This is a genomic window from Anaerobacillus sp. 1_MG-2023 (assembly GCF_030547345.1).
Taxonomy (GTDB): domain Bacteria; phylum Bacillota; class Bacilli; order Bacillales; family Guptibacillaceae; genus Guptibacillus; species Guptibacillus hwajinpoensis_B.
This window is the reverse complement of record NZ_JAUORD010000010.1, coordinates 44,221-68,472: the sequence shown is the minus strand read 5'-3', so window position 1 is coordinate 68,472 and position 24,252 is coordinate 44,221. Positions and strand designations below refer to the sequence as shown.

20 protein-coding genes are annotated in these 24,252 nt (G+C 37.0%); 13 read left to right on the top strand and 7 right to left on the bottom strand.

The window, feature by feature from the left end; genetic code table 11:
- Window positions 1–12: 12 nt before the first annotated feature.
- The 7 genes from Q4550_RS16075 to Q4550_RS16045 form a co-directional block, all read right to left on the bottom strand.
- A complete protein-coding gene (locus Q4550_RS16075; protein ID WP_303534507.1) occupies window positions 13–879 on the bottom strand; it encodes a ThiF family adenylyltransferase in 867 nt (288 codons plus the stop codon).
- The gene (locus Q4550_RS16070) at window positions 876–1,850 is read right to left on the bottom strand and encodes a Mov34/MPN/PAD-1 family protein (protein WP_303534504.1); all 975 of its coding nucleotides are present in this window, start codon (window positions 1,848–1,850) and stop codon (window positions 876–878) included. Before Q4550_RS16070 ends, Q4550_RS16075 begins: the two co-directional genes overlap by 4 nt.
- A gap of 29 nt (window positions 1,851–1,879) precedes the next feature.
- Complete coding sequence (locus Q4550_RS16065; protein WP_303534502.1) at window positions 1,880–2,551, bottom strand: hypothetical protein; 672 nt, start codon at window positions 2,549–2,551, stop codon at window positions 1,880–1,882.
- Window positions 2,514–3,098 (bottom strand): hypothetical protein, encoded by a 585-nt coding sequence (locus Q4550_RS16060; RefSeq protein ID WP_303534500.1) that lies wholly within the window; start codon window positions 3,096–3,098, stop codon window positions 2,514–2,516. Before Q4550_RS16060 ends, Q4550_RS16065 begins: the two co-directional genes overlap by 38 nt.
- 19 nt (window positions 3,099–3,117) lie before the next feature.
- Complete coding sequence (locus Q4550_RS16055; RefSeq protein WP_303534498.1) at window positions 3,118–3,465, bottom strand: hypothetical protein; 348 nt, start codon at window positions 3,463–3,465, stop codon at window positions 3,118–3,120.
- Between the two features lie 45 nt (window positions 3,466–3,510).
- A complete protein-coding gene (gene dnaN, locus Q4550_RS16050) occupies window positions 3,511–4,635 on the bottom strand; it encodes a DNA polymerase III subunit beta (RefSeq protein ID WP_303534496.1) in 1,125 nt (374 codons plus the stop codon).
- Between the two features lie 84 nt (window positions 4,636–4,719).
- Window positions 4,720–5,691 carry a Rad52/Rad22 family DNA repair protein gene (locus tag Q4550_RS16045; protein ID WP_303534494.1) on the bottom strand — a complete coding sequence of 324 codons (972 nt, stop codon included), beginning with the start codon at window positions 5,689–5,691 and terminating at the stop codon, window positions 4,720–4,722.
- 386 nt (window positions 5,692–6,077) lie between these two features.
- Here Q4550_RS16045 and Q4550_RS16040 point away from each other — a divergent pair, with 386 nt between their 5' ends.
- The 13 genes from Q4550_RS16040 (at window position 6,078) to Q4550_RS15980 (ending at window position 24,203) form a co-directional block, all read left to right on the top strand.
- On the top strand, window positions 6,078–7,160 hold the full coding sequence (locus Q4550_RS16040) for a phospholipase D-like domain-containing protein (protein WP_303534493.1): 1,083 nt from the start codon (window positions 6,078–6,080) through the stop codon (window positions 7,158–7,160).
- Between the two features lie 219 nt (window positions 7,161–7,379).
- Window positions 7,380–7,625: a helix-turn-helix transcriptional regulator gene (locus Q4550_RS16035; protein WP_303534491.1), complete on the top strand. Its 246-nt coding sequence runs from the start codon at window positions 7,380–7,382 to the stop codon at window positions 7,623–7,625.
- Window positions 7,594–9,117, top strand: a complete 1,524-nt coding sequence (locus Q4550_RS16030; protein ID WP_303534489.1) for a P-loop NTPase family protein — start codon at window positions 7,594–7,596, stop codon at window positions 9,115–9,117. Before Q4550_RS16035 ends, Q4550_RS16030 begins: the two co-directional genes overlap by 32 nt.
- A gap of 218 nt (window positions 9,118–9,335) precedes the next feature.
- Entirely contained in the window at window positions 9,336–9,680 is a 345-nt protein-coding gene (locus tag Q4550_RS16025; RefSeq protein WP_303534488.1) for a DUF4258 domain-containing protein, read from the top strand.
- A gap of 28 nt (window positions 9,681–9,708) precedes the next feature.
- Window positions 9,709–10,974: a DUF3854 domain-containing protein gene (locus Q4550_RS16020; protein WP_303534486.1), complete on the top strand. Its 1,266-nt coding sequence runs from the start codon at window positions 9,709–9,711 to the stop codon at window positions 10,972–10,974.
- A gap of 97 nt (window positions 10,975–11,071) precedes the next feature.
- Window positions 11,072–12,091 (top strand): GAF domain-containing protein, encoded by a 1,020-nt coding sequence (locus Q4550_RS16015; RefSeq protein WP_303534484.1) that lies wholly within the window; start codon window positions 11,072–11,074, stop codon window positions 12,089–12,091.
- Window positions 12,091–12,279 carry a hypothetical protein gene (locus tag Q4550_RS16010; protein WP_303534482.1) on the top strand — a complete coding sequence of 63 codons (189 nt, stop codon included), beginning with the start codon at window positions 12,091–12,093 and terminating at the stop codon, window positions 12,277–12,279. Before Q4550_RS16015 ends, Q4550_RS16010 begins: the two co-directional genes overlap by 1 nt.
- Window positions 12,280–12,917: 638 nt before the next feature.
- Window positions 12,918–13,307 (top strand): hypothetical protein, encoded by a 390-nt coding sequence (locus Q4550_RS16005; protein WP_303534480.1) that lies wholly within the window; start codon window positions 12,918–12,920, stop codon window positions 13,305–13,307.
- Between the two features lie 107 nt (window positions 13,308–13,414).
- Window positions 13,415–13,741, top strand: a complete 327-nt coding sequence (locus tag Q4550_RS16000) for a PrgI family protein (protein ID WP_303534477.1) — start codon at window positions 13,415–13,417, stop codon at window positions 13,739–13,741.
- Between the two features lie 15 nt (window positions 13,742–13,756).
- Entirely contained in the window at window positions 13,757–14,680 is a 924-nt protein-coding gene (locus Q4550_RS15995; protein ID WP_303534474.1) for a hypothetical protein, read from the top strand.
- The gene (locus tag Q4550_RS15990; protein WP_483298567.1) at window positions 14,604–16,694 is read left to right on the top strand and encodes a VirB4 family type IV secretion system protein; all 2,091 of its coding nucleotides are present in this window, start codon (window positions 14,604–14,606) and stop codon (window positions 16,692–16,694) included. Before Q4550_RS15995 ends, Q4550_RS15990 begins: the two co-directional genes overlap by 77 nt.
- A 13-nt stretch (window positions 16,695–16,707) precedes the next feature.
- Entirely contained in the window at window positions 16,708–22,206 is a 5,499-nt protein-coding gene (locus Q4550_RS15985; protein WP_303534473.1) for a TrbL/VirB6 family protein, read from the top strand.
- Window positions 22,206–24,203 (top strand): peptidoglycan DD-metalloendopeptidase family protein, encoded by a 1,998-nt coding sequence (locus Q4550_RS15980; RefSeq protein ID WP_303534472.1) that lies wholly within the window; start codon window positions 22,206–22,208, stop codon window positions 24,201–24,203. The genes Q4550_RS15985 and Q4550_RS15980 overlap by 1 nt, the downstream gene beginning before the upstream one ends.
- Window positions 24,204–24,252: the final 49 nt, after the last annotated feature.

The window sequence follows — 24,252 nt, the reverse complement described above, 5'->3', positions numbered from 1 at the left end:
TCGATCCTTTTCTTAATTCTCTTTATATTGGACACTTTGCATACTTCCTTCTTTTGCATTGAAAAAAGTAATATGCTTTGATACGGTTTGGTTCTCTAAAATCTCTGATAAATAGCAGCCTAATGTTAAAGTAGCCATTCGATTTGTCATGATCCTTTGACGGTCGTGAGAAGCGATATTACTACAAGCCACTTCAGAAGGTGCAATTTCGTCCTTGTCTTCCATCATCTCAGGGAATACTTCTCCAACAGGTGGCAATAAGGTTTTTTCTTCTAACTTCACTCCACAAACTACCTGGCCATCCCATCCTGTGGCGTTGTAAATATTCTTTTCTTCCATTGTCCATTCGGACATTGGACGTCGCGGGAAATCCTTAGGTACAGAGGAACTTCCATTTCCCGCATCAATTAATATCATTCTATTAACTTCACCAAACAATTGATTCATAATTTGACGTGTATAGTTATTATCAACTGCTCCTATAAGGATGGGAAGGATTAATCTATTCGAATAACCCCCGCCCAAATTGTGATAATCAGTAGTAAACAGGCTTAATAACGTGTCTTTATCTTCTATATATCCCTTTGTATAACTAGCAATTTGTAGGTTGTAAGCTGCACGATATCTATTAGCTAAAACACTGGCTTTGCATTTACCTACGTCCCTTGCTAAAAATAATTGGTTATTCAAATTTTTCTCTTCTACAACATCCGGATCAGCAATCAAGTAACTTCCGGTTACATTTGTTGAAGATAGTAATTGTGCTATCTGCTGTACAAGAGCTCCTCCTGTGCCTCCCGCTCCCACTTGTACAATCACTGGGTAGAGGGAGCTATAAGTACGGATGCCATGATTAAGTAAATCTATTGTGTGGCTCATTTAACCACCTCCACAACAGATAAATCACTATTTATTCGAGAAACAGTAAAAGGATTCTCGAAGATCTTCCAGGCATTCAAGACAATGTGTTTTTGATTTGTCATATCGAATGTTCTAACCGTTATATCAGGGAAGAACTTTTGTATATTCCCTACGATAGCATAAAGAAGGGGACCTCGCTCACTTTCGTTATCCTGTTGAGAAGGGAAAGGTTGCATTGTGTGATGTGAGTGGATCTCCATCACTTTCACCCAATGATTTTCTATTGCTTTCAAAGCGGATATCTCTGGTTGCTCTGTGACAACTACCCAAACAGGATTAGCAAGTTGCTTAGGAATATCCAATGAAAACGATCCGTCATTGGGATGAAAGTATACATCACCATGAACCTCGATACCCAAGTCATCAGATAACTTCTTTGAAATAGCGATGAATTCCTGCAAAATAGGAAAGGGAATTCTCATAAAAGGAGAAGAGGACCCCGTATTTTCGGGCTCCTCTAAACAATTTCCCTTCTTCTTTCCTTGTAAAATTATACTCAGCATATTCTTTTTTTCTAAAAATACTACCATTGCTCCAGCATCCATTACAGGATAGCTCTTCTTCAACCGCTTTTTCACTTCAGCTTCATCGATCTTTTTGTAAGAGATTTCACCAGTATCAGTGTCTTTTCTCTCAAGCCCATTAGTAATTTCTTCTACTGAAAAATAATCAGTGATTGGAGACTGTTGAGTATAGAAGAATACTTGAGTTTCTAGGTTCAAGTTAAATTCTTCTTTCTTCGAAGTCTTAGAAGACGAGGAGCTGTTAGTAGTTGTTGCTTTTCTCGCCTCAGCAAGTTGCTTTTGCGCTTCTTCCGCTTTCTTCTTACGCTCTTCTTCTTCTCGTTTCTTCTGCTCTGCATACTCGTCGTGAATATCGAACATAGAGAAGATGTTAGTTTGATCTACAGATTTATTGTTATTAGCCATTATAGGTTCCTCCTAAGGAATCAATTTTTTTATTTGTCGTATCCAATGTGAAAGAAGTCATTAAATGATGCTTTACTTGGAACTAACCAGTCATCATCAAAATCCTTATCTTCCATATCTTTTATCAGTTCTTTCATACTCTTTCCCGTTAGTGTCATAGTCCCGTAATCAGTGCCAAATTCAGCAAATAAAAACAGAAAATGCATTGTTTCTAGGTGAGTTAGACACTCCACTTTAGGAAATACATTTGTACCCATGCAGATTTCTCCAGAAGAATGATAAACGTTAGGTAAAGGGAAGTAGAATACTTCAGTTTCACTTTGAACGCTTTCAGTACCCTTTACACATATCACTTTTACGTTTACGATCCGTTCCGATTCAATCCGATAATTAAATATCATTCGCGGTAATCCTACCATTACTCTTTTACCCTGAAACTCTATCTGCCATTTTTGCTTAGAAACATCAATAAAGACTTCATAGCGACTATGATTTCTAGTGATGTACTTAAAACAGTTTTTGGGCAACAAAGGAGATTCATATGATACTCCAGATTCCATGGATGAAGTAAGTGCTGCGATGAAATCACTAAACCTCAAAGAATAAGAGTCAATTTCAGCTCCATTTTCATGCTGCTGAACCACTTGTACATGCTCTTGGATACTACGCAACTGATCGGATATCTTTATTAGAAATTCCATTTTCGTCCTCCAATTTTTTCTTTATCTCCTTAGCTTTTAATAAGCATGTTACTACCACAAAAGCCATCTCATGTAGATCACCTGGAAAGTAAATAGCAACATAAATCCCTGTATTATCCGGGAGAAACTCGAATGATGCTTCCAAGTCTGAAAGGGATTGGCTCTCGAAGAAATCTTTCATTTCTCCACGATACTTACTTTCTAACACCTCTTTTAAGACAGAATGATGTAATAGAAAAGTATGCTCGGGTTCATGTTCGTTAATTAGTTCTGGATATTTCTCATCTACACTTTTGTTATCTGACTCATAAACTGCAGATGATTCCTCCTTGTAACCAAATGATTTCACTTCTTCAAAAAGTTGCACACTACAAGTGTGAAAAATATCGAAGTCTGTATAATACTCAAATTGAATGTCAGTCATAAAAAATTTATTGTCCTTTTTCACATCTACACCAGCATCATGAAATATCTTCAACATTGCCAGATTAGAAATTGATTTCAAATAGGAATAATGTTCTTCCATTCGCATCTCTAAAAAACTCATTATTAACCGCTCCTTATTATTAAATAAAAATCTCATCGTCTTCCTGCGTATACAACCGTCCTGTAACATTGTGTAGGTTGAATATGAGGGTTTCGATATCGTTATAAACCATAAAGCCATTCCCTGGATCGCAAACGAAGACTTCACCACCATCATCGTCAGAATAGCCTTCTATGTTTGCCATTTCATCCAAGGCTGAAATTACGTCCTCGTATGTGAAAGAATCAAAATCAACACTTGAAACCCTAGCATGGTTCCAAATCTCTTTTATAACTACAGCAGTTCCTGGCTTCCGTTTCGACCTAAATTGCTCGGTTAAATCGGCTTTTTTTAATTCTTCCAGAAACTTATCCGTATTAAATTTCATAGTTTACCTCTCCCTTAAAGAAAAGAGGGGAGTATCCCCTCGTGATTAATAAGTTCTTACTGGCAGAATGAGTTGAACTTCATCTACATCTGTTTTTTCGGTTGGTTTCAACAGAAACGGCTTCATATCTCCTTGAAAGAGGAAAGAGACTTCATCACAATCAAAAGCTCGCAACGCTTCAATTAGAAACTTTGCTGAGAAGTTAATCGTGAACTCATCCTCACCTTCAAGCTGGTTATAAACCGTTTCTACACGACCCTTACCTGTTTGAGCTTGATGTGAAGAAAGAGCGGCTACACCGTTAACGTGAAGCTTAACAACCCCACCTTTACCGTTATCAGCCACATTCGCAATTTCTTTCACATGCTCAATTGAGTCTAAAAACTCTTTTCTAGCGATTCTCATATCCGCTTTATAACCATCGGGAATCAATCTACTGGTATCTGGATAATTCCCATCAAGTAAGCGCGAAAGAAACTTGGTCTCTCCATTCTTAAGTAAAATCATTTGTTCATCAGCAATAAGCTCTACATCCAGTTTAGAATCGAAAATTTTAATGCAATTTTCTAGCGCTTTAGCCGGAACAACTATATTGAATTCCTCTTTGCTGTCTCTCTGATAAGACAGTTTTCCTAACCTATGGCTGTCCGTACTGACTAACTCGATACAATCAGATTTAATATTGATTGAGACACCAGTAAGAACAGGTCTAGTTTCGACTTTACTAGTCGCAAAAGCGGTCTTTTTTACAAAACTTGAAAATCGTTCACCCGATAAGACAAGATGAGGTTGTTCTTCATCCATCTCTGGAAACTTTGGATACTCTTCAGGATCAAGACAATTAAGCTCAAATTCGCTTTTACCTGATGTAATCGTTGTTTGGAAACCATCTAATGAGAAAGTAATCTGTTTTCGAGACCGTTTTAGAATATCTAAAAGTTGTCTAGGGATTACCGTTTTACCAGTATCAATTACTGAAACAGATTGGCCATCCACAGGAATGGAGTGAACAATCGTTTCATCCGCATCAGAACCAGTTAAACGGATTTCATCAACATCTACTTCGAATAGAACCCCTTGTAAAATAGGGAGAGAAGCTTTAGCTGAGACAACTTTACACACCTTATTAAGTCCTTCTACAATCAGATCACGGTTAATTTCAAATTTCATTTTTAATTCCTCCTAAAGGTTTAGTTAAAATAAAAAAGCACAAAGAGAGCATGATTTAATCGCTCTTTTGTGCTTTATCTCAAGTTAAGCAGTCTGTCCAGATTGGTAATCTGCTTTTATTTTGTTTAATACGGTCCCCACATCGTTTTTACTAATATTAAAGAAAAGGTGGAAGATGCCGCTATAATGATCTCTGTGTCCTAATTGATTGACATAGTTAAGGACTGTATCTTTATCACAATGGTGTTCGACACCAATTTGAATCAAATCATAAACCGGTCTCAAAGCATCATAATAGTTTTTCATTTCACTAAAGGCAGCCTTTCGAATCTCTTGAGGTAATCTTATTTGATGATTAGGATTAGCCTTATTGAAGATCCGCACCATAAAATCAGGCTGACTGTTCAAGTCAAGTTGAGGCTCCATCTGATTGAGGTGATTGATTAACTGTCTCATTTGATTATTGCTTACCTCTTGGTTATTCCTGTTCTCAGGTACATTCGTAGTTCGGTTTGATGCTGATTGCTTATCATTTTGTCCCTTAACGTCTACTTCAGGTAATGCCCATTTTGGAAGACGGGGAGGAGCGAAATAACCTTTAATTTCAGGTGTATTTCCCTTCGCCTTTTGATAAACATGAATCGCATCTGAAGAAGGCTTGTCTTTTTTGATTTCAACAAACACTTCAGAAAGTCCGTAAATATACCGGCCAATTCCCCATTCAACTGCCGCTCGTTTCATTGCACTAGAAACACCGCCCTTTGTTGGTTCGATATTGGTGATATCAGCACCATCCCATTTGATACGAGATTTTGTATCTGAAAAGTGAATTCGTATGCCACAAAGTACTCCATTATGAAGTGGCTTAAATTCATTCTCCCAATTTTCTGGTCCAACAACATCATCTAGGCGCTTCATAATAGCTCTATTTTGCAAATAGGCTACTACGATCGCTTTAGGACCACTCTGTTGCATAAAAGTCCTAGAGACACGCCATTCAATGTCCTCAGCAGGAAAAGGAGCAGCTAACCTTTCTTTGATCACGTTTGCATCCATACAATTTCCACCCATTTAGAAAACACCCTTCTTAAAGTTTTTTTATATCCATCCATCAAAGTCTTTGAAACGCAAAAAGGCCTTTGAAGTATCATGATTAAACCCTCCTACGCAGATATCGCGTAAAAAAGTACCATAATGCCTCAAAGGCCTCTAATTGTTTGGTTATAATCCCGCTAACTCTAAAAGAGTTGCTCAAAAACTAAAATGTAAATGAATATATTGTAAGTATATATGATGTTTATAATATTCTCAATGTTAATTAATCAATTAAAATCAGAGTAAACCATGTTGAAGAATTTTACTTTTAAACGGTCATTTATTAATTGTAAACGTTATACTAATTATAATTAGTCATTTAAAACACCAAAAAATGGGGGATATTAATGCCAGAAGGATTTCATAAAACCTTAAACGGAATTGCATCAAATATAGTTTTAACAAAAGGAAATTATGGCTTTAAAACAATAATAGAGGATTTCGAAAATGCAGATTATATCAATATTGTAACTTACAACATAACAACTTATGGAGTGTCAGAATTATTGAGCCATATTAAGGACATACCAATTAATGTTCCCGTGACCATAGTATTAAATATTCCAAAAAAATCTTTTGGAAGTTCTGATGCACCTCAACAAATTAGCTGGTATTTGAAAACTTTAGAAAGAAAAAAATTTAATGATTTAAATATTTTCTTTAATTTTTCTAACCATGCAAAACTAGTAATGACTAATAACAAGGCATATATTGGTTCACAAAATTTCTCAGACGCTAGTTCTGATAAGATTGAACTTGGTATCATAGTGGAAAGTACTGTTGATGTTTCTAGAATCAACCAGAATATTTTTGAAACTATAAAATCTAGCTCTATTAGATATGCTACATCCGACTATATAGTTACGATGGAAGAGATTCAAATACTTATGAAAGGGTTGTTGGAAGAATTACGGGAAAATATCTTTACATGGGCTGGCGACCCTCCCTATGTCCCTGAAATAGAAACTCTACAAATTGATCAGGCGCATTTTCCAGAAGAAGAGTGGAAACGATTCAAAGCTCTTGATGAAGAATTTTTTTATATTATTGATGAGATAAATCATGAATACGAAACGGTTTTTGATAAAACAAAAGCAGAAATATTAAAAAATGAACTTCAAGACTATTTAACAAATTTTATTTCTGACTTAGATGGATTTGCGGAGTTTTTATCTTCTTGGGATGACAGTGTATTCACTCGCTTTTATGAAAAAGACAATGGGGAAACTGACTCTACAATGAATGAAGTACTATTTGAAATGAATGATAAAAAAGATTCCGAGTACAGTCATTTGAACGGTGATAGACTCCTCAAGAGATTTAACCAAATTGAGCCGACAATTGATAAAATAATCGAGCTAATTGATGAAATAAAATACGAGATGTTGAAAAATACGGTTTATGAAAACCAGGATATTATAGAAAGCTAATGCTGTTACAGTCCAATACCATCTGTTTAAGAGTTTCGATTGTACTCTATTACATTTCAAATTATTATTGAAAGGTAATTTATAAAACCTAACAAGATATTGGTTATGTTATAATGCTTTATAAACATTAAATATTTTGAGCGACGACCGCTAAATACCACTCGTGTGACACGTGGATATTTTGCGGTCTTTTTTATTTACAGAAAGGGTTTGAAAATAATGATTGATAAATTTGAGGAAATTAAAATAGTAGAAAGCGATGTAGAACGACTAATAATCTTAAGAAAACGCTTGGGTAAAAGTCAATATCAATTTTCTAAAGATATAGGGGTTTCCTCCAGTTACTTAGGACAAATCGAAAACTATAAGTATCCCTTCACACTAAATCTAAGACAAAAAATCAATAAATATTTGAGACAGGAGAGGGCGGTTGATGAACGAGATTTATTTAGCAGCTTCAAATAAAACGGAGATAAATCTACTTGGTAAAGCCATCTATAATAGATCAAAGGACGTTAAAATCATTGAAGTCTCTAAGGAAGACTTTCAAAAGGTTCTATACGGTGAATATCAATTACTAGTAATATCCCCTAAATATTTAACGGATCCTTCTTCGATGGATTTTGATAAGTTAGTAGGTAAACAGATTTGCTACTGGCACTCAGATTATATACCTCAAATTGTTAATGAAAAGCTATATATCTTCCCCGATGTTAAATCAGCTTATCAGTGGATCTATCAAGGAGAAGCATATAACGATTCTATTGCATTTACACATACTACAAACAACGAAATACTTAAAAAAGGAGAAAAGAAATCATCCGCTCCAGCCCCAAGAAAAAAAGATGCGGTTCCAAACGATGAGGAACCATCCAAAAAGGATCAGAAAGTTGAAGGAGAGAAAAGTAAGTCGGAACAAGAATTAGCTTCTTCAGTAGAGGAAGATGCGAATGAGTTTAAACCAGTTTCAGTAAAAGATCCGTATCCCGCTTTAGAAAATGGAATAAAGGAACGAATCGAAAGTGAACTTCCAGATACAGTGGATGAAGAATTTGATGATATAGATATGATCGAAGAACATCATTCATCTCCCCATTCTGACGTTCACTATGAGCACGATCCTTTTTCTGAGAGAGCGGTAAAAATTCGAAAAGAAGCTTTTTCTCATGCCAATTGGGATAGGAATAAAACGATCGGAATATGGTCACCTCTTCATCGAATCGGTGTCACTACACTTATTTTCACGATAGCTTTGCATTTCGGTAAGCTCAAGGTTCCTACTGCAGCTGTAGAAGGACTTACAAATAACCAACTATTTAAAACGTTGTTAAGCCAGTATTGTAACGTACCAGAAGGGTGGACTTCTTTTTTATCCGCCTTGCAAGATGAGAAGGCTGAACCTCATAAAGTAGAATGGACATATAATAATGTTCATTGGTTACCGATTGGGGATAAAGATATTGATAAGCATGAATGGAGCAAAGAGCATATTAAGCATTATCTTCGTAGCGTTAAATACTACGATGTAGTATTTGTAGATTTACCCACAGGAAAAATGGCGCAGCATACATTAGATACACTTGAACATCTAGACGAACTGTTTATTTTAATCGACGGTTCCTATCAACAAGTACTAGCTTGGAAAAATTATATTCAATCAGTCATAAAAGATTACAACATTCCAGTAAATCTTATTTTCATAAAAGAGTACTCTTTCAGTAAACCAAAAAAAATAGCAGAAAAGCTGGAGCTCCCACTTCTAACAGTTATTCCAGACCTATCAGAAGCTATTTATCGCAATTACCATGAGAAAAAACCGCTTATTGACCAAAGCGACTCTTACCGCTTATTAGAGAAGCCACTTACTACTATTACTGAGCATATCTTGGGGGAAGAGTATACGTTTAATCAGAAAGTTCCCATTCTCAAAAGGCTCAAATGGTTTCTCAATTCGTAACGTTCTTGATTCTTTCGATTCCATAGGATATAGTTTAATCATTCAGATTTCACTTTGACTTTTATGGCAACCCTCTTTGGGTTAGCGGGAATGAATGAATCAATAAGCGGTCCTTGGATCGGTAGTAGTGTTCCACACTATATCTATTAGTGTGCGCACGTAACAAACTACCTCCAAGACCGCTTTTTTTGTGTGTCAAAAATGAGGAGGTGTGCGAATTGAATCAAGAACAAATGAAGAAGAAACTAAAAATGATTAAGAAGGTTTTAATGAGTGGGCATGGGTACATTCGGTTAGGAACACATACGAAAGAAAGGCTCTTTAAAAGAGGTTATACAAAAGGGGACTTGGTATGTGGCATCATGACAGGAAGTATTACGAAAGTACAGACAGGTTTCAATCATGCATTAGGAAGAACAGCTCTTACTTATACCGTCGAAGGTCAAGATAGGAGTCATAACCCAGTGGTCGTTATTCTTTCTGAAGAGGGGTCTAACGGATTTTTGATTGTAACTGTCATGCCACCGATTGATCATTCGCGATTTCATGACTGTATTGGCTAACTAAACTAATTAAGAGAGGTGTTTTTCTATGTTACAGGATATGCGTAGGACGAGAATTAATGGATGGTTTGAGTATTATCGAATTGCTTGTCCTATATGTGGTCATACAGGTGGTTGTATGCAGCATAAGGACGGAAAGGCTATTGCTTGTATTCGTGTCCAGAGTGATCGTTACTTCAGCAAAAATTCAAGCCTTCCTTCCTATCTTCACATCTTAGATAGCGAACAACAAAGGAATAGAATTAAAGATTCTCAGGTAGCGCCACAAGGATTGCAGAAAAAAGAGGATGCCATTTTACAAACTGTCTATTCTACGATGTTAGAATGCTTAGAGTTAACTGATGGACACTATATTCATTTAACTTCAAAAGACAGGCAGTTAAATGATGAACAAATTAGAATAAGAGATTATCGCTCTTTTCCAGAACAACCCTGGAATACAGTTAAAGAAATGCAAGAATTGCTTGGTGTTCAGGGCTTTGAAGGAGTACCAGGATTTTATTTAGCGAAAGGTAAGTTTGGTCAGTATTGGTCTATAAGCGGAGTGGACGGGATCTTAATCCCTTACAGAAACGTTAGAAATGAAATTGTTGGATTCCAATATAGACTGGATACACCTCCTAATGATATGAAAGTAACGCAAATTCGTGACGGACTTTCTGCTAGGGTCATTAAACAACCCAATTTAGTACAGGTCACTTACAAAGGAGAAATTGTACTAGAAAAAGAATTAACAATGAAAGAAACTGAGAAAGTAAAATTTGGAGATGATGTGCTCGGGTGGGTTACATTAAAAAAGGGTAACCGCTACTATTGGTTAAGCTCAGCAAATAAACCTCAAGGTACCGGTTCTGGTAATCCCGCTCCTGTTCATATCTCAGTTCCAACCAAAAAACTGAGTTCTTGGGAAAGCGGAAAAACGTTAAAAGCTAAAACGGTTTGGCTTTCCGAAGGTCCACTGAAAACGGACATTGCAGCGGATTGTATAGAGAAGCTGTTTGATCCCGAAGAAATAGATGTAGTAGGTGATACATTTATTGCTTTACCAGGTGTGAATTCGTGGAGAGTTTGTCTACCCGTTCTAGAAGAGATGGAAGTAGAAGAAATAAACTTATGCTTTGATTCAGACGTGGTTAGCAATCCATTCGTCCGTAAACAACTTATGGAAGCTGCGAAAGAACTTCACAGCCGTGGCTATAGAATGAACATGGTAATCTGGAATGCTAAGGATGGTAGTGGAATCGACGACCTCCTAATAAATTCCAAATTACCACAAATCAAAAAACTGATGTGACAGAGATTATTTGTTAATTTCTATAATGACATGACGGCGTGCTTACAAGATGATTTTAAACATCCTAAGCACGCTCTTTATTTGAGAGGAGCAAAATATGAATCCAGAAACAGAAACGCCAAAAAGAGAACTAAAAGAAGGGTTATCTCCACCAATAAAAATTCTATGCTATATCGCCGCCTTGTTTTTAATGAGTCTAATGCTTTACATCTTCTCTACCTTTATAGCTAGTACTACGAATCTTTTTTTCAAAAGGATTATTGGGAGTGACCGACAATTCAATTTTTTTGACGTGATAGCTGTGGTGGGAGCGCTCTATATGATCATTTCGCTATCATATAAACTCGGAAACTATTGGAGGTCTTCTGACTCAGAAATTGGTACAAGTGTAACTAACCTTCCTAATCCATTTAGAGACCCTTCATTTAAAAGAGGTTCAATTATGTTAAAAAGGGATTATTGGAAGCTTGAAAAGAGGTATGATGTCAATATTAAGCTCACAAGAGACTTGAATAACAAGTATGAAAAAGTATTAGATCAAATCGATAAATTTAAATTGAGATTAAATGTCTTACTGAGACATCATGAAAATGCGAGTCGATTAATAGAGTCATTAGCATATACCATTCAAACTAACGACTACTCTTTATCCAAAGTATTAAATGACACACTTTCCGAATGTATCACCGTCCTCGAAAGAGATCAAAGTGATAAATCGATATCCCTTTTTGAAGTAGAGGATAATAAATTGGTTATTCGGGATGGTGTCCGGATAAATGCTGAGTCCGTAGTTAAAAGGAGTTTTTGCCATGGAGAAGGATTCGCTGGCTTTGTTTGGGAAAAGGGTAGGGCTGATTACATCAATGAAATAGATTATGAAGATGATGCACGATTTAATTCATTTTACCAATCATCAGAGAGAAAACGTTATCGTTCCATTATGGGAATTCCATTAATCGTTAATGAAAATACCATTGGAGTTCTTTGTATCCAATCAGAAAGCACCTATGGCTTCTGTAAAGATGATTTAAGGTCATTAGAGTTCTATGCTCATTTGTGTACCTTAATTATGATATATGGTAAAATTAAATTGAGAGAAGGAGGGAGTGAAGAATAATGCATGTAAAAGAAAAACAGAAATCAACTGGTTGGGATAGCGTGGATACCCTACTGTTGGAGACTGAGCAAGCATTAAAGGAATATGAGACTGTGAAACAAAAAGTCGATTTAGCTCATTCTTCATTTAAGCCTAAGCGCCCCTCTTTATTAAAGGCTACACTAAAGAACGTATTTAAATCTAAATAATTAAATGAAACGTACAGCTGTTTTTACGCTGTACGTTTTTTATTTTGTATTCATATCATTGGCGTTAATTTCCCTCAAACTAAAACTCGTTTATAACAAAATCAATCAATTCCATATCAGCATCTGACAATTTATATTTACTTTGGACCTCTTCGTACGTCTTGCCATTTTTAATTAGTTTTATTGCTGTATTTAAAAGTGTATCATCACTATATTTTTTGAACTCTTCGTTCATATCTGACATCACCTCATTCTAATTATACAAAAATCAACATGGCAAGTTATAATAGTGGCGCATCCTCCTGTACCTGGACATAGTTTTGGTTCATGATAGGCTACTGGTTCTTTCCCAGCTATAATCTACCACCTTATTACTATTTTAATAATAGTAACTTTTAGCTCATCTCATTTTTTTGTAAATAATAAGAATACTTCAAAATGGTCTTGCAATTTAACCTTTATTACAATAAGATAGTAATATACTTCCTGAGAAAAAATTGGAAGTGCCGATATATTACTTAAAATAATAATTAGTTTAATAGACCGGGAGGCCCCCGAAAATTTAGCGAAATGCTTTCAAAGCATTAGCTGATATTTTCGGGGGCCTTTTTTTGTGTCTATGGAAGGAGGTGAAAAGAGTGAGCAGTAAAAAGAAAAATATTTTTGCATTCCTTGCGCTAGTGACGATTCTTGCATTCACTTTTTCTTTTACAGGTGGTGATATGGCTAGTGCAGCATCAAATGATCCTTGGGCTGAAGCTGGTATTGAAGATGGCGGTGGTTTTGAAGGTAGTGGTGTTTATGGTGATTTAACAAACATCGTATACTTCGTTATGGCTCTTGGAGGATTCTGGATCATTGCAATGCTTGTAATTGGTGGAATGCTTTTAGCTGGATCTAACGGAAACGCTCAGAGACGTACTGCTGGACTTGCAAGTCTTGCATGTACTTTCTTGGGTGGTTGGGTAATTATGAAAGCTTATACGATTGCCGGTTGGATTAACGGCTTAGGTGGCGGAACAATCTAGCTTCAAAAATAACGACATCTCGAACCCTTACTTAACTCATACTCCTTAATTGATGCCCCTCTATCCAGTAGAGGGGTCTACTTATAGAAAGACGAGGTGATATCGCTTTGAAAAAGGTTACTGTTCCTATTGATATGTCGAGTGAACAAAAGGAAATCTTAGGTCTGATTTCCAAACGTCAACTCATCTATATGATAGCGGGAGGTGGGCTAATTTATTCATATATACCAGTTGTTTATAATCTCATCCCTAACTTCTTTATTGGCGCCATTATGTGTGTATTCTCTGCCCTACCTGTAGCAGTATTAACAGCAGTGTTAGCTTTCGTTAAAAAGAGTAAGTACCACTTAAACTATGATCATTACTTACTTATTAAATTCAGCTATAAAACACAAATCGGCGTGTGGCGAAAGGGACCTAAATTAACCAAATAGGCTGGAGGAAATTTGATGGAAGTTCTTATGATGGCTGTATTAGGCATTATTGTCTACGTAATTGCGCGAATGGCAATGAAGGAACCTATTCTGCCCTGGAAAGATAAAAAATCACAAGGAACGAAATTCACTAAAAAGCAAGAAAAAAAGAAGAAGCATAATGTAGAGCTGGATGAAGAGCCAAGTATCTTTCAAGACCTACTCCATGATGTAAAAGAAATAAAGCACCATATGATTCGACACCATGATGATACTTTCATCATGTTTGCTGAAGTAGAGCCGGTAAACTATTTTCTTCTTAGCGATAAAGAGCAAGAAGCCATTGATGTGACAATGGAAACCTGGCTCTCGCAAGTCAATTATAATGTAAAACCCTATTTGCAAAATCGCTTCATTGACCTTTCAGATCCTATAGAAGAAATGCGCCAAAACATGATGAAAGCAGAAGATTTACATGATAATGCTTTGGAATATGGTAAATCAATGGTGGATGATTTAACTCGTTGGCAGGCAATAGCCCCCAGGTATGAAACGAAACGATATCTCATTTTTTCTTACAAAGTGAAAGTTAGTGATATTACAGCAGATGATAAAGAGGAATTTGAAAACAAAATCATTGATAAGGCGTTTGCGGAATTATACAGGCGGGTGAATACAGCTAAAAGTCAGCTAAGAAAAGCTAGAATGTACGTTGAATTGCTACCTGATGAAGGAATTCTGGACGTTTTATATCACACGTTTAATAGAAGAAAAGCAGTTCGAAATCGGTTTAAAGATTTTGGAGCAAATGAAATGTTAGCTCTCTACGTTACAGCTGATCAAGATGATACACGCATTGAATTAGTGAAGGAGGCCATTGAAAATGAATTTACTGAAGAAGAAACCGAACTCAAAGATGAAGAAAAATCCGAACTCGAAGAAGATGAAAAAGCAAGCTAAAAAAGCTCGCAATTCAGAAGAAGAGATTGATACACAACTTGATACGAAACCAACGACTTGGGATCTTATTGCCCCCGATGGTTTAACAATCAATTCAGAAGATCATGGGGTAATCAAGCAATCATTAGGTACAAAAACGTATTTCCGACCATGGTATATCCCAAGAGATGGCTATCCTCGAAAAATGCAAACAAATTGGCTTTATTCTATTACATCAAGCGGGGAAGCAGATGTCATGATAGACATTAATAAAATGCAAAAGTCCGCTGCTATCCGCTCATTGCAAAGACAATTGACCATTCTTCAATCCAACTTAAACTTCCAACGTAAACGGGGCAACATCGATCAGATTAAAGATATTGAAACCAAAATAAATGATACAGAAATTTTAATGGATGAAATCCAATTCTCGGAAAATGATATTTACAATGTTTCGACTATGGGGATACTTTACGGTTCTAGCGAAAAAGAACTCAATCATTATAGTGAAGCACTAGAGGATGAGATGAGCGGGATGTTCTTCAAACTGGCTACAACATGGAGCCGTATTAGAAAAGGACTTCGAAGCACGATTCCAATTGGACTGAATGAAATTCCAGATGCTCAACGAAATATCGACAGGCGCGCATTAGCTACCTTCTCACCTTTCATTAGTGGTAGTGGAAAGTACATAGGCGGTGTCCCGCTAGGTATAAATAAAATTACCGGCCAACTAGAATTTATCAATAGTTTTGGTACACCAGAAGTGCGTCCTCAGAATTATAATATCGGCATTACAGGTATACCAGGAAGCGGAAAATCCCTTGCTATGAAACTTAAAATTGCTCGTGAGAAAAGTGGTGGGGACGTATGGGCAGCGATCATCGATCCCGAAGCTGAATTTGTGAAGTTAACCAAACGCCTTGGAGGAATCAACCTCAATATAAGTGAGGAAGAAGATATTTGTATTAATCCGTGTGCAGTTAGTACGACTGACATTTTACTTGATGATGAAGATGAAGAACTGGAATGGTTAGAAGAAAGTGATGAAAAAGAGCTTGTAGAAAAAGAAGGGAAAATGTATGTCCGATTTGTCCCTCTTAGAGAAAAGCAAAATGAGATCCTTAACTTTTTTGACATCATTGCCAGAGGAAAAGATGGAGAAGATGAAGGACTAGATGTATTTGAACGTAACTTCCTTGAGGAATCTATTAAAGCAGTTTTTGAGAATGCTGGTTTTACTTCTCATCCTTCTTCACTTTATGAAAATACTGTAGCTGAAATAGATGGACAATTGATTCAATCTCAAGTTAGAAAGCCTGAACCTACTATTTCGGATATCAATAATCACCTTGTTGAAACATATGGAGAAGACAACAAAGCGGAAAGATTAATAGCGATTATTCGACCATTTCTTAAAGATGGTAGTAAGCCAATATTTGATGGCCAAACCTTCCTGGGTAAAGGAGTAACTCAATCTCTCACAAGTGCTCGGTTAATAAACTTTAATATCAGTCAAATGGAAGAAGGCTTTCTTCGTCCTATTGCCTATCACGTTATTCTTAATTATCTATGGGAGTATTTCGCTAAAGCAAGTGAGAACGCAACAAAGAAAAAGTACATTTATGCCGATGAACTTTGGCAATTTATTGATTCAGAAACAACCGTTACTTTCTTTGAAAAGGTGGCTCGACGCGCTCGTAAGCGAAACTGCGGTTTATGTTGGGCAACTCAAGATTTCGTCAGGATATTAGAAAACCCAAAATCAAGAGGTATCCTTTCTTCTACCTTTACGATCCTCTTTATGGAGCAAAACAAAATTGATAGAAAGAAAGTTAAAGAGAATTTTGATTTAAGTGATGGGGAGTTAAATATCCTTTTCAACAATCCGGATAAAGGTGAAGGGATTTTGAGAACAGGTAAAAGCTCGGTCTGGTTGCAGACTAACCCATCAGAAGATGAACTTACCTTCATCGAATCAAATGCTGCTGTTTTAGAGCAAATGATGAAACGTAAAAAGATGAAGCAGACGTAAGGAGGCGATAGCTATGATGGACATAATCGGCGATAAGCTCGCGGATGTGTTTAATCCCTTGTTTTCAGTAATTTATGCTTGGATTGTAAAGCCTTTTTTGGAACTGAAATTATTTAAAACGTTAATCTATGGGAGTTCCGATGAAGAAAATTTAGTATTTAATACCTTTACTCCTGATGAAATAGAAAAAATAGTGAAGCCAGGTATGGACGTCATAATGATATTAGCCGTATTTTTACTGCTAATCGCTATTGTTATGGCGGGAATGAAAATGTCCTCTGTCGCCATCAATCCTGCTAATCGGACATATATTATTGAGTTCTTTAAAGATTTCGCGATCGTTGCCATTCTTTTATTAAACTTACCGACACTATATAGTTTAATTTTTGGAGTGAACGATGCTATTATCTCGGTCTTTTCAGTAGCTCATGAAGATGCCCTCATGGAAATGAAAGAAACCATTGAACCAGGGGATGATGTTCTCGGGCAGATGATCATTCAACTTTGTTTACTTGGTCTTTTTATTTGGGGGAATTTTTATTACATGATGAGGAAGTTAACACTAGTCTTATTTATGATACTAGGTCCTCTTATGGCAGTTATGCTTCTTATCCCTCAAACAAAAGGAATCACGATCGGGTGGTTAAAAGAATTCATTGGTACCGTTTTTGTTCAATCAGTTCATGCCTGTCTTTACTGGGTTATTGCTTTAATGAGTATTACAGAAAGTGGACTCGAAGCAGTAATTCTCTATATTATTTTTATTCCTACTGCTGAAGCACTTCGGTCCTTACTTGGAATGGGAGGACAAATGAGTAATGGTCTTTCTAAAGCCGGTGCAATGTTTGGAATGTCTGCTCTAGCTGGTATGTATGGAAGTGTTAAAGGAGCTATAGGTGACAAATCAGTAGCTGGTGCTTTAAGAGGCGCTACTAATGGAATTAAAGATAGTGCCGGGAGCAACAGTGGTTCAGATTCAGATGAAAACACAGAAAATAACGTTAAGAGCACCCTCGGAGGAAATACGGGAACCGACACTGGCACAAATTCTCTTGCTGAAAGAATGTTAAAACCAGGTGATGTAACAAGTAAGATGGGTAAAATGGCGCTTGGTATGGCTGGTTCTATTGCTGGCTCCCCAATGGGACCTGCAGGAGCTATAGCTGGTTCGACAGTAGGCTTTGGTGTAGGTGGAGTTGTTGGAGGTGTAGCTGGTCGTGTAGGTGGAGCGGGAGTAGAAGGAGTCAAGTTAGGCGCTAAACAGCTAGCTAAAGGCGCTAAAAGCGGTTGGCAAAATGCTAAGGATAGTTACAATGCAGAATCACTAGCTGATGAAAAGCTAGCTAACGAACTTGCCGATGGTGATACAACCTCCTGGGCTTCAAACAATAAAGAACAATTTATGGAACAAATGAAAGAAAAGTTTCCTGATGCTCATGAGGACTCTTTAGAAGGTATGTGGAATAGCAAAGTCAACGATAAGAAAAGTGAATTCTTAAAACAAGCTCGTCAAACAGTTGGTGATATCAAAAAGAACGATGGAGAGTTTGGTAAGGCTCAACAGGTGGCAGATAAAGCAACTGGTCGTTTAACTGATGCATGGGCAGAGAACAATAAAGAGCACTTTATGAATGAGTACGATAAGAATAACCCTATTACGGAAGAGAATGACCAAGCTACACACAATATGAATAAACAAGCCTCATGGAATAATGCACTTGATAAAAAGAGAAATGAAATCGCTGATTTATCGAATGAAACTGCTAAAAGCATGAGTAACGGTCTTCCTGAAAACCACGCCTACATTAATAAAGAAGATTTTGCGAACATGGTAGGCGCTAAAATGTTAAACAATGAGAAATCAGCCTTTAAAGATCAATACCGGGAGCAATTTAATCCGGACGCTACGGATAATGAAATTGACTCGCAATTTGATCAAAAGCATGGTGGTCAGAGAGAGGCTTATGTCTTAGCTGCTATGGGTGCTGTTAAAGGAAATAAACCTGTTAAAGCAAGTGATTTGGTCAATGAGTCTACTGAAAATATGACTCAGCAATGGGCAAGTGAAAACAAAGGACAGTTCGTTTCAGCTTATGAACATAATAATCCTTCCGCTAGTCCTCAAGAGGTATCTGAAGCGTGGGAGAAGGAATTAAGTAGTAAAAAATCTGTATTCTCTGATATGTCTAATAAGGCAGCTAAAAGTATGACGAATGGGAACGATCTTTCACAAGAAATTGACCCAAATCAGTACGCAGAGAATGTAGGAAATGAACTATATAACAACGAAAAGGCAATGCATGTATTTTCAGTCCCTCCTATGAGTAAAACGCAAAAGGAGAAGCGCTTTGATGAAGAACATGGCGATAAAAGGCAACAATATATTCAGTCGGCTAAACAATCCGTTGGCACAGATTCCGAAGTTCAAAATGCTCAATCTCTTGCAACTTCTTCAGCTGACAATATAACAAAACAATGGGCGGGTCAAAATAAAAATCAATTTGTAAATACTTATAAACAGAATAATCCAGGTAGTAGCGAAGAGGAAGTTGAAACAGCGTGGGATAATGCTGTGAAATCGAAACGTACAGAACTTGGAAACATCGCCAATACGGTCGCGAGCAAAATGACAAACGGTAAAGAACTTAGCTCTACAAACATTGATTCTGATCAATTTGCCAATAATGTTGGTCAACAAGTATATGACAATGAGAAGGCAGCTTATGTAACTAATTCTACTTCAAATCTACAGAAAGAATTTGATGAAAACAATCGAGATAAAAAAGACCAATTAGTTCAAACTGCAAAGCGTTCAATTTCTAATTCACAAGGAAGTCCTAATGCTCAATCACTTGCTTCTACTTCAGCCGAGAATATGACAAAAGAATGGTCAGACAACAATAAAGGACAGTTTATTACCTCTTATAAACAAAGTAATCCTGGCAAAAGTGAAGTGGAAGTTGAGAAAGCTTGGAGCGAAGCAGTAAGTGGTAAAAAACAAGAATTTGTCGGTATTACCAATATGGTTGCAAGTAAAATGACAAATGAAAAAGGTCCATCTTCCACAGTAATTAATCCAGACCAATTTGCTACTAATCTTGGAAAGCAAATGTATGATAAGGAAAAAGCAAATCATGTTTCTTCCGCTACAGGTACTATACAAAAAGAATTTGATAGTAATTTTGGTAGCAAAAAACAAGATTATATACAATCTGCTAAGCAATCGATACCTACTAAAGATGCTAATCAAAATGCTCAAACTTTAGCTACTACATCTGCAGCTCATATGACAAACGAGTGGTCTGCGAATAACAAAGGCCAATTCGTTACTTCTTACAAGCAAAGTAATCCTGGCAAAAGTGATGAAGAAGTTGAGATTGCATGGGATAACGCTTCGAAAGAAAAGAGAAAAGAATTTGTTAGTATGGCTAATTCCGTCGCGACTAAAATGACGAACGGTAAGGATATGTCATCTACTAAAATTAGTTCTGATCAATTCGCTACTAATTTAGGACAAAGAATGTATGACAATGAAAAAGCAAACTATGTAGCCACTGCTTCTCGTAAATTACCTATCGAGCAAATAGAATTAGATTTTGATAAACAGAATGGATCTAAAAAAGTAGCTTATGTCCAATCAGCAGAAAAAGCAGTAGGGAATTTCACGAAGGTCAATGCCTCACAATTAGCTAACGATACTGCGGAAAACATGACCATTGATTGGGCAAATAAAAACCAGTCGGATTTTTCTAAGAATTACAAGCTCCAAAATCCTGGTGCAAGTCCATCTGAGGTTGACGTTGCATGGACCAAACAAGTTGATAGTAAGCGAAAAGAAATGATCACTGTAACAACTGGTTTGGCTCAGAAAATGAGCAATGGCCAATCGATTCAAAATACTCAACTAGATAGTAAGGCTTTTGCAGGCAATTTAGGAAAAGAACTTTATGATAATGAAAAGGTGAATTATCGAGCGAATTACAAACAACAAGCTAGTGCTTCAGACCAACAGCTTGAAGTTGAATTTGAGAAGGGACAAGCAGGTACAGGGAGAGCTTATTTCAAGGCCGCTCGAAATGCTGTAAAAGATGTTAATGGTGCCCAGATTTATGATAAGTCCGATCTTTCTCATGAAGTAAATACTCCTTATCTTGTTTCACAATTAGCTACTAAGGCGACTAATCAAGAGAAGCAGAAATATATCACGGAACAGATTTCTAATAATGTTCCTAAAAATGTTGCGGAAGATAATTGGCAAACACAAGAAGCTGCTCCTACTTACCAAAGAAACCTTAAAAGTGTTTCTTCTCAACTTCCTAAAAGGATTCCATTGGATAAGCGCATTAATGATGGTGCCATTAAAAAAATGGTGGGGGCTGGGTATAACGGAGGAGCACATGCCATTTCATCAACTCTGGAACTTCCAAAAATCACGAATTTCGTGAAAGATACTAAGTTAGGTAAATTGGCTGTTGCAGGAACGGAAGGAGCCAATGCAGGCTATCAAAATGCCTTATTAAATCCTCCTAGCGGTGTCGTTTCTAAGGCATTAAATCCTATTGTTGGTGGGACTTCTGGAGCAATGTCATCTATGAAAACATCTTTCCAAGAAAAACATGTTCCTGAAAATGCGGTAGAAAAGCAAGCTGGCTTTAGAAATGCCGCTGCTTATGCAACAGGTATTGTTGGTGGTGTACGGGGTTATAAGAAAGCTAGCAACCTAGCATCAAAACATAATCCGTATAATCGCCCGGTTAATGATCAAATCGCAGAAGTATCAGATATTAAGCACCTAGCCCAACAGGTTGATGATGGAAACGGAAATATGGAAATTGCTAAAGGCTCCGTTCAAATGGTCACCACGAATGACAAAAGCTTTATACAAGTACGAGATCGTACTGGCCAAACTCGTGTAATTTCAAGACATGGTTCTGGAGATAGCGCTTTGAAAAAAGGAGATACAGTATACCAGGACTTAACCGTTAAGGATGATACTCTACTACAAGATTCTAATCCATATCGTTATGATTCTGCTGGCGGAAAATCCGAGTTAAATCGGCGCATTGATGTTTCTCCAAATAATTTGTTGGCAAATCGAAATACACGAAAAAATCCAAGAGTTATTCAAGAAGTCCAGGCTTATAATCAGCAAGTCGATAGTGGACAATTCTATTCCAACGATGTTCAAAGTCAAATGAAAGACTTGAAAATGATAGTAACAAAAGAGCGTAGCTATATGAAAGGAACAGATAGTCAGGGGCAAAAACATCGTGTTTCTCCATATGGAGCAGGAGATGCTCGTCTGAATCCAAATGAATCACGTGTGGTAAATTACTCTGTTAGAAACAGGAGGTTTAATCAAGAGGACGCACAAGATGAAAACGGTAAAGCTACTAATTACGCCACTTCTCTTACTCCTGAAGACCTGATTCCAATAAAGAGTAATAAAAGAGCCTCTCGTAGGAATGATTTTGAGGCGGTAAGACATAAGTCTCTTGGAGGTACTTTTTAATGGCACTGCCTAAACCTCCGGATGAGAATCAAGGATCTCAACTACAGCAGATCGCGAAAGATAAAATTAAAAATGCAGCCGCTAAAAAAGGTAGAAAACTAGCTAAAAAAATTGCCAAAAAAGGTGCTAAATTAGCGCTTAAAGTAGTTAAACATGCTGTGGCCGCTTTAGTAAAACTTCTAATATCCTTATTGGGGGGCGTTAGCCTCCCTGTAATAGGGATTATGATTGGAGTATTCGTAGTAATTGTAGTTGCCTTTATGGTTTCTTCTCTAATGTTTGGTACAGGAACGGGATTAGAAGGCGATGAATTAGACCTTCATGAATATATAGTTGAGCAATCCGAAGGTACGGTGGATATGGACGACCCACTTCAAAGACCATATAGAGTACCCGAGGAATTAATTGCAGCTGTCATTCAATTAGATACAGTGAAACAAAAGGACGAAGATGAAATCAAAGAACTCATAAGAAAAATGGCTGATGAATTAGCACCAGAGTTTATGTATGATGATTTTAATGAATGGACGGAAACTAAAACAAAAGTTTGTGAAGATGGAGACTGTGGCTCCTGGAGCAAAGTAAAAAGAAAAGATAAATGGGTTACCAAATTAACCTCGGTTGATTACTGGAACGGCTCAAGCACCTTCACCCATACTAAAAAAACCACTGATTGGAAGAGTAAAACAAAAGTCACCTATCGAACGGATACTTGGACTGAGACAGAGGAATATGAAGTCACAGAAAGTTTTCCATATGTGACATATGAAAATGGAATTAGAGTAGTTAGATATCGCGATCGTGTCGTTACAAAAACTCGAGAAGTAGAAAAATCAAAACAAGTAAAAATCGAAACAACGACTAAAACACGCCATCAAAAATTCGATACTACTGAAAATACAACAGAAGATTACAGCACATTTGATGCTATTTTGAATTCCAATGGATTTACATTAAACGACAAAAGGCTCGTAGAAATTAATTATCTCTTTGCAGACGGACAAATGGCTTATATTGACTGGTTGTCAGGTATGGGAAGTGGATTTGGGAATTATACTGGATTTGATGGCACTATCATTCCTGGGAATGGTGTTCCTCCACAGTACATGCCTTATTATTTAGAATCAGAGAAGAAATATGGAGTTGATTGGTTTGTTTTAGCAGCCATTCATTTCGTAGAAACCGGTTTCTCCACTCATGAAACAATGACGTCTAGCGTAGGCGCAGAAGGAGATCTTCAGTTCATGAAATGTACATGGCTAGGGTGGGCATATCCTGGATGTACTGGTGGTTTAGGAAATGCTACTATTCCGAATGAAGTTAAAACGGATCCTGCAATGATTAAAAAATATAATGGATATGGTAGAGATGCCAATGGGGATGGTAAAGCAGATCCTTGGGATATTGAAGACGCAGTAGCAACAGCAGCTTATTATTTATCCAAAAACGGATACTCCTTAGATCAACGTAAAGCGGTATATGCTTACAATCATGCAGGCTGGTACGTAGATAAAGTTATGAAATATGCTGATAAGTATAAAGCTCAAGCAACTTATGTACCTAGTGAAGGCAATTTACCTCCTGCTACAAGCGGTGATTTTATGAGACCTGCTACTGGGAGCATTACGTCAGGATACGGGGGAAGATGGGGTAAACTCCACGCTGGTGTTGATATTGGTGGAGGTGGAAGGACTCAAGCGGTTCCAATTGTTGCAGCTGCTGATGGAGTTGTGGTTCGTTCATACCTATCAAGTTCCTATGGAAATTGCGTTATTATAAGGCACAAAATAAATGGAGTTCAATATGAAACGCTATATGCACATATGACCCACAGGACCGTAGCAAATGGACAAACAGTTAGTAAAGGGCAAATGTTAGGGAATATGGGTAGTACAGGCCACTCTACTGGTAAACACCTGCACTTCGAAGTGCACCAGGGCTCATGGAACCCTTCAAAAAGTGCCTCTATTGATCCGGTACTAGTAGTGCCCTTTTAATCTAAGAAATACAAAAGAACATATAAACTCTAAAAAAACCCTTAATTTA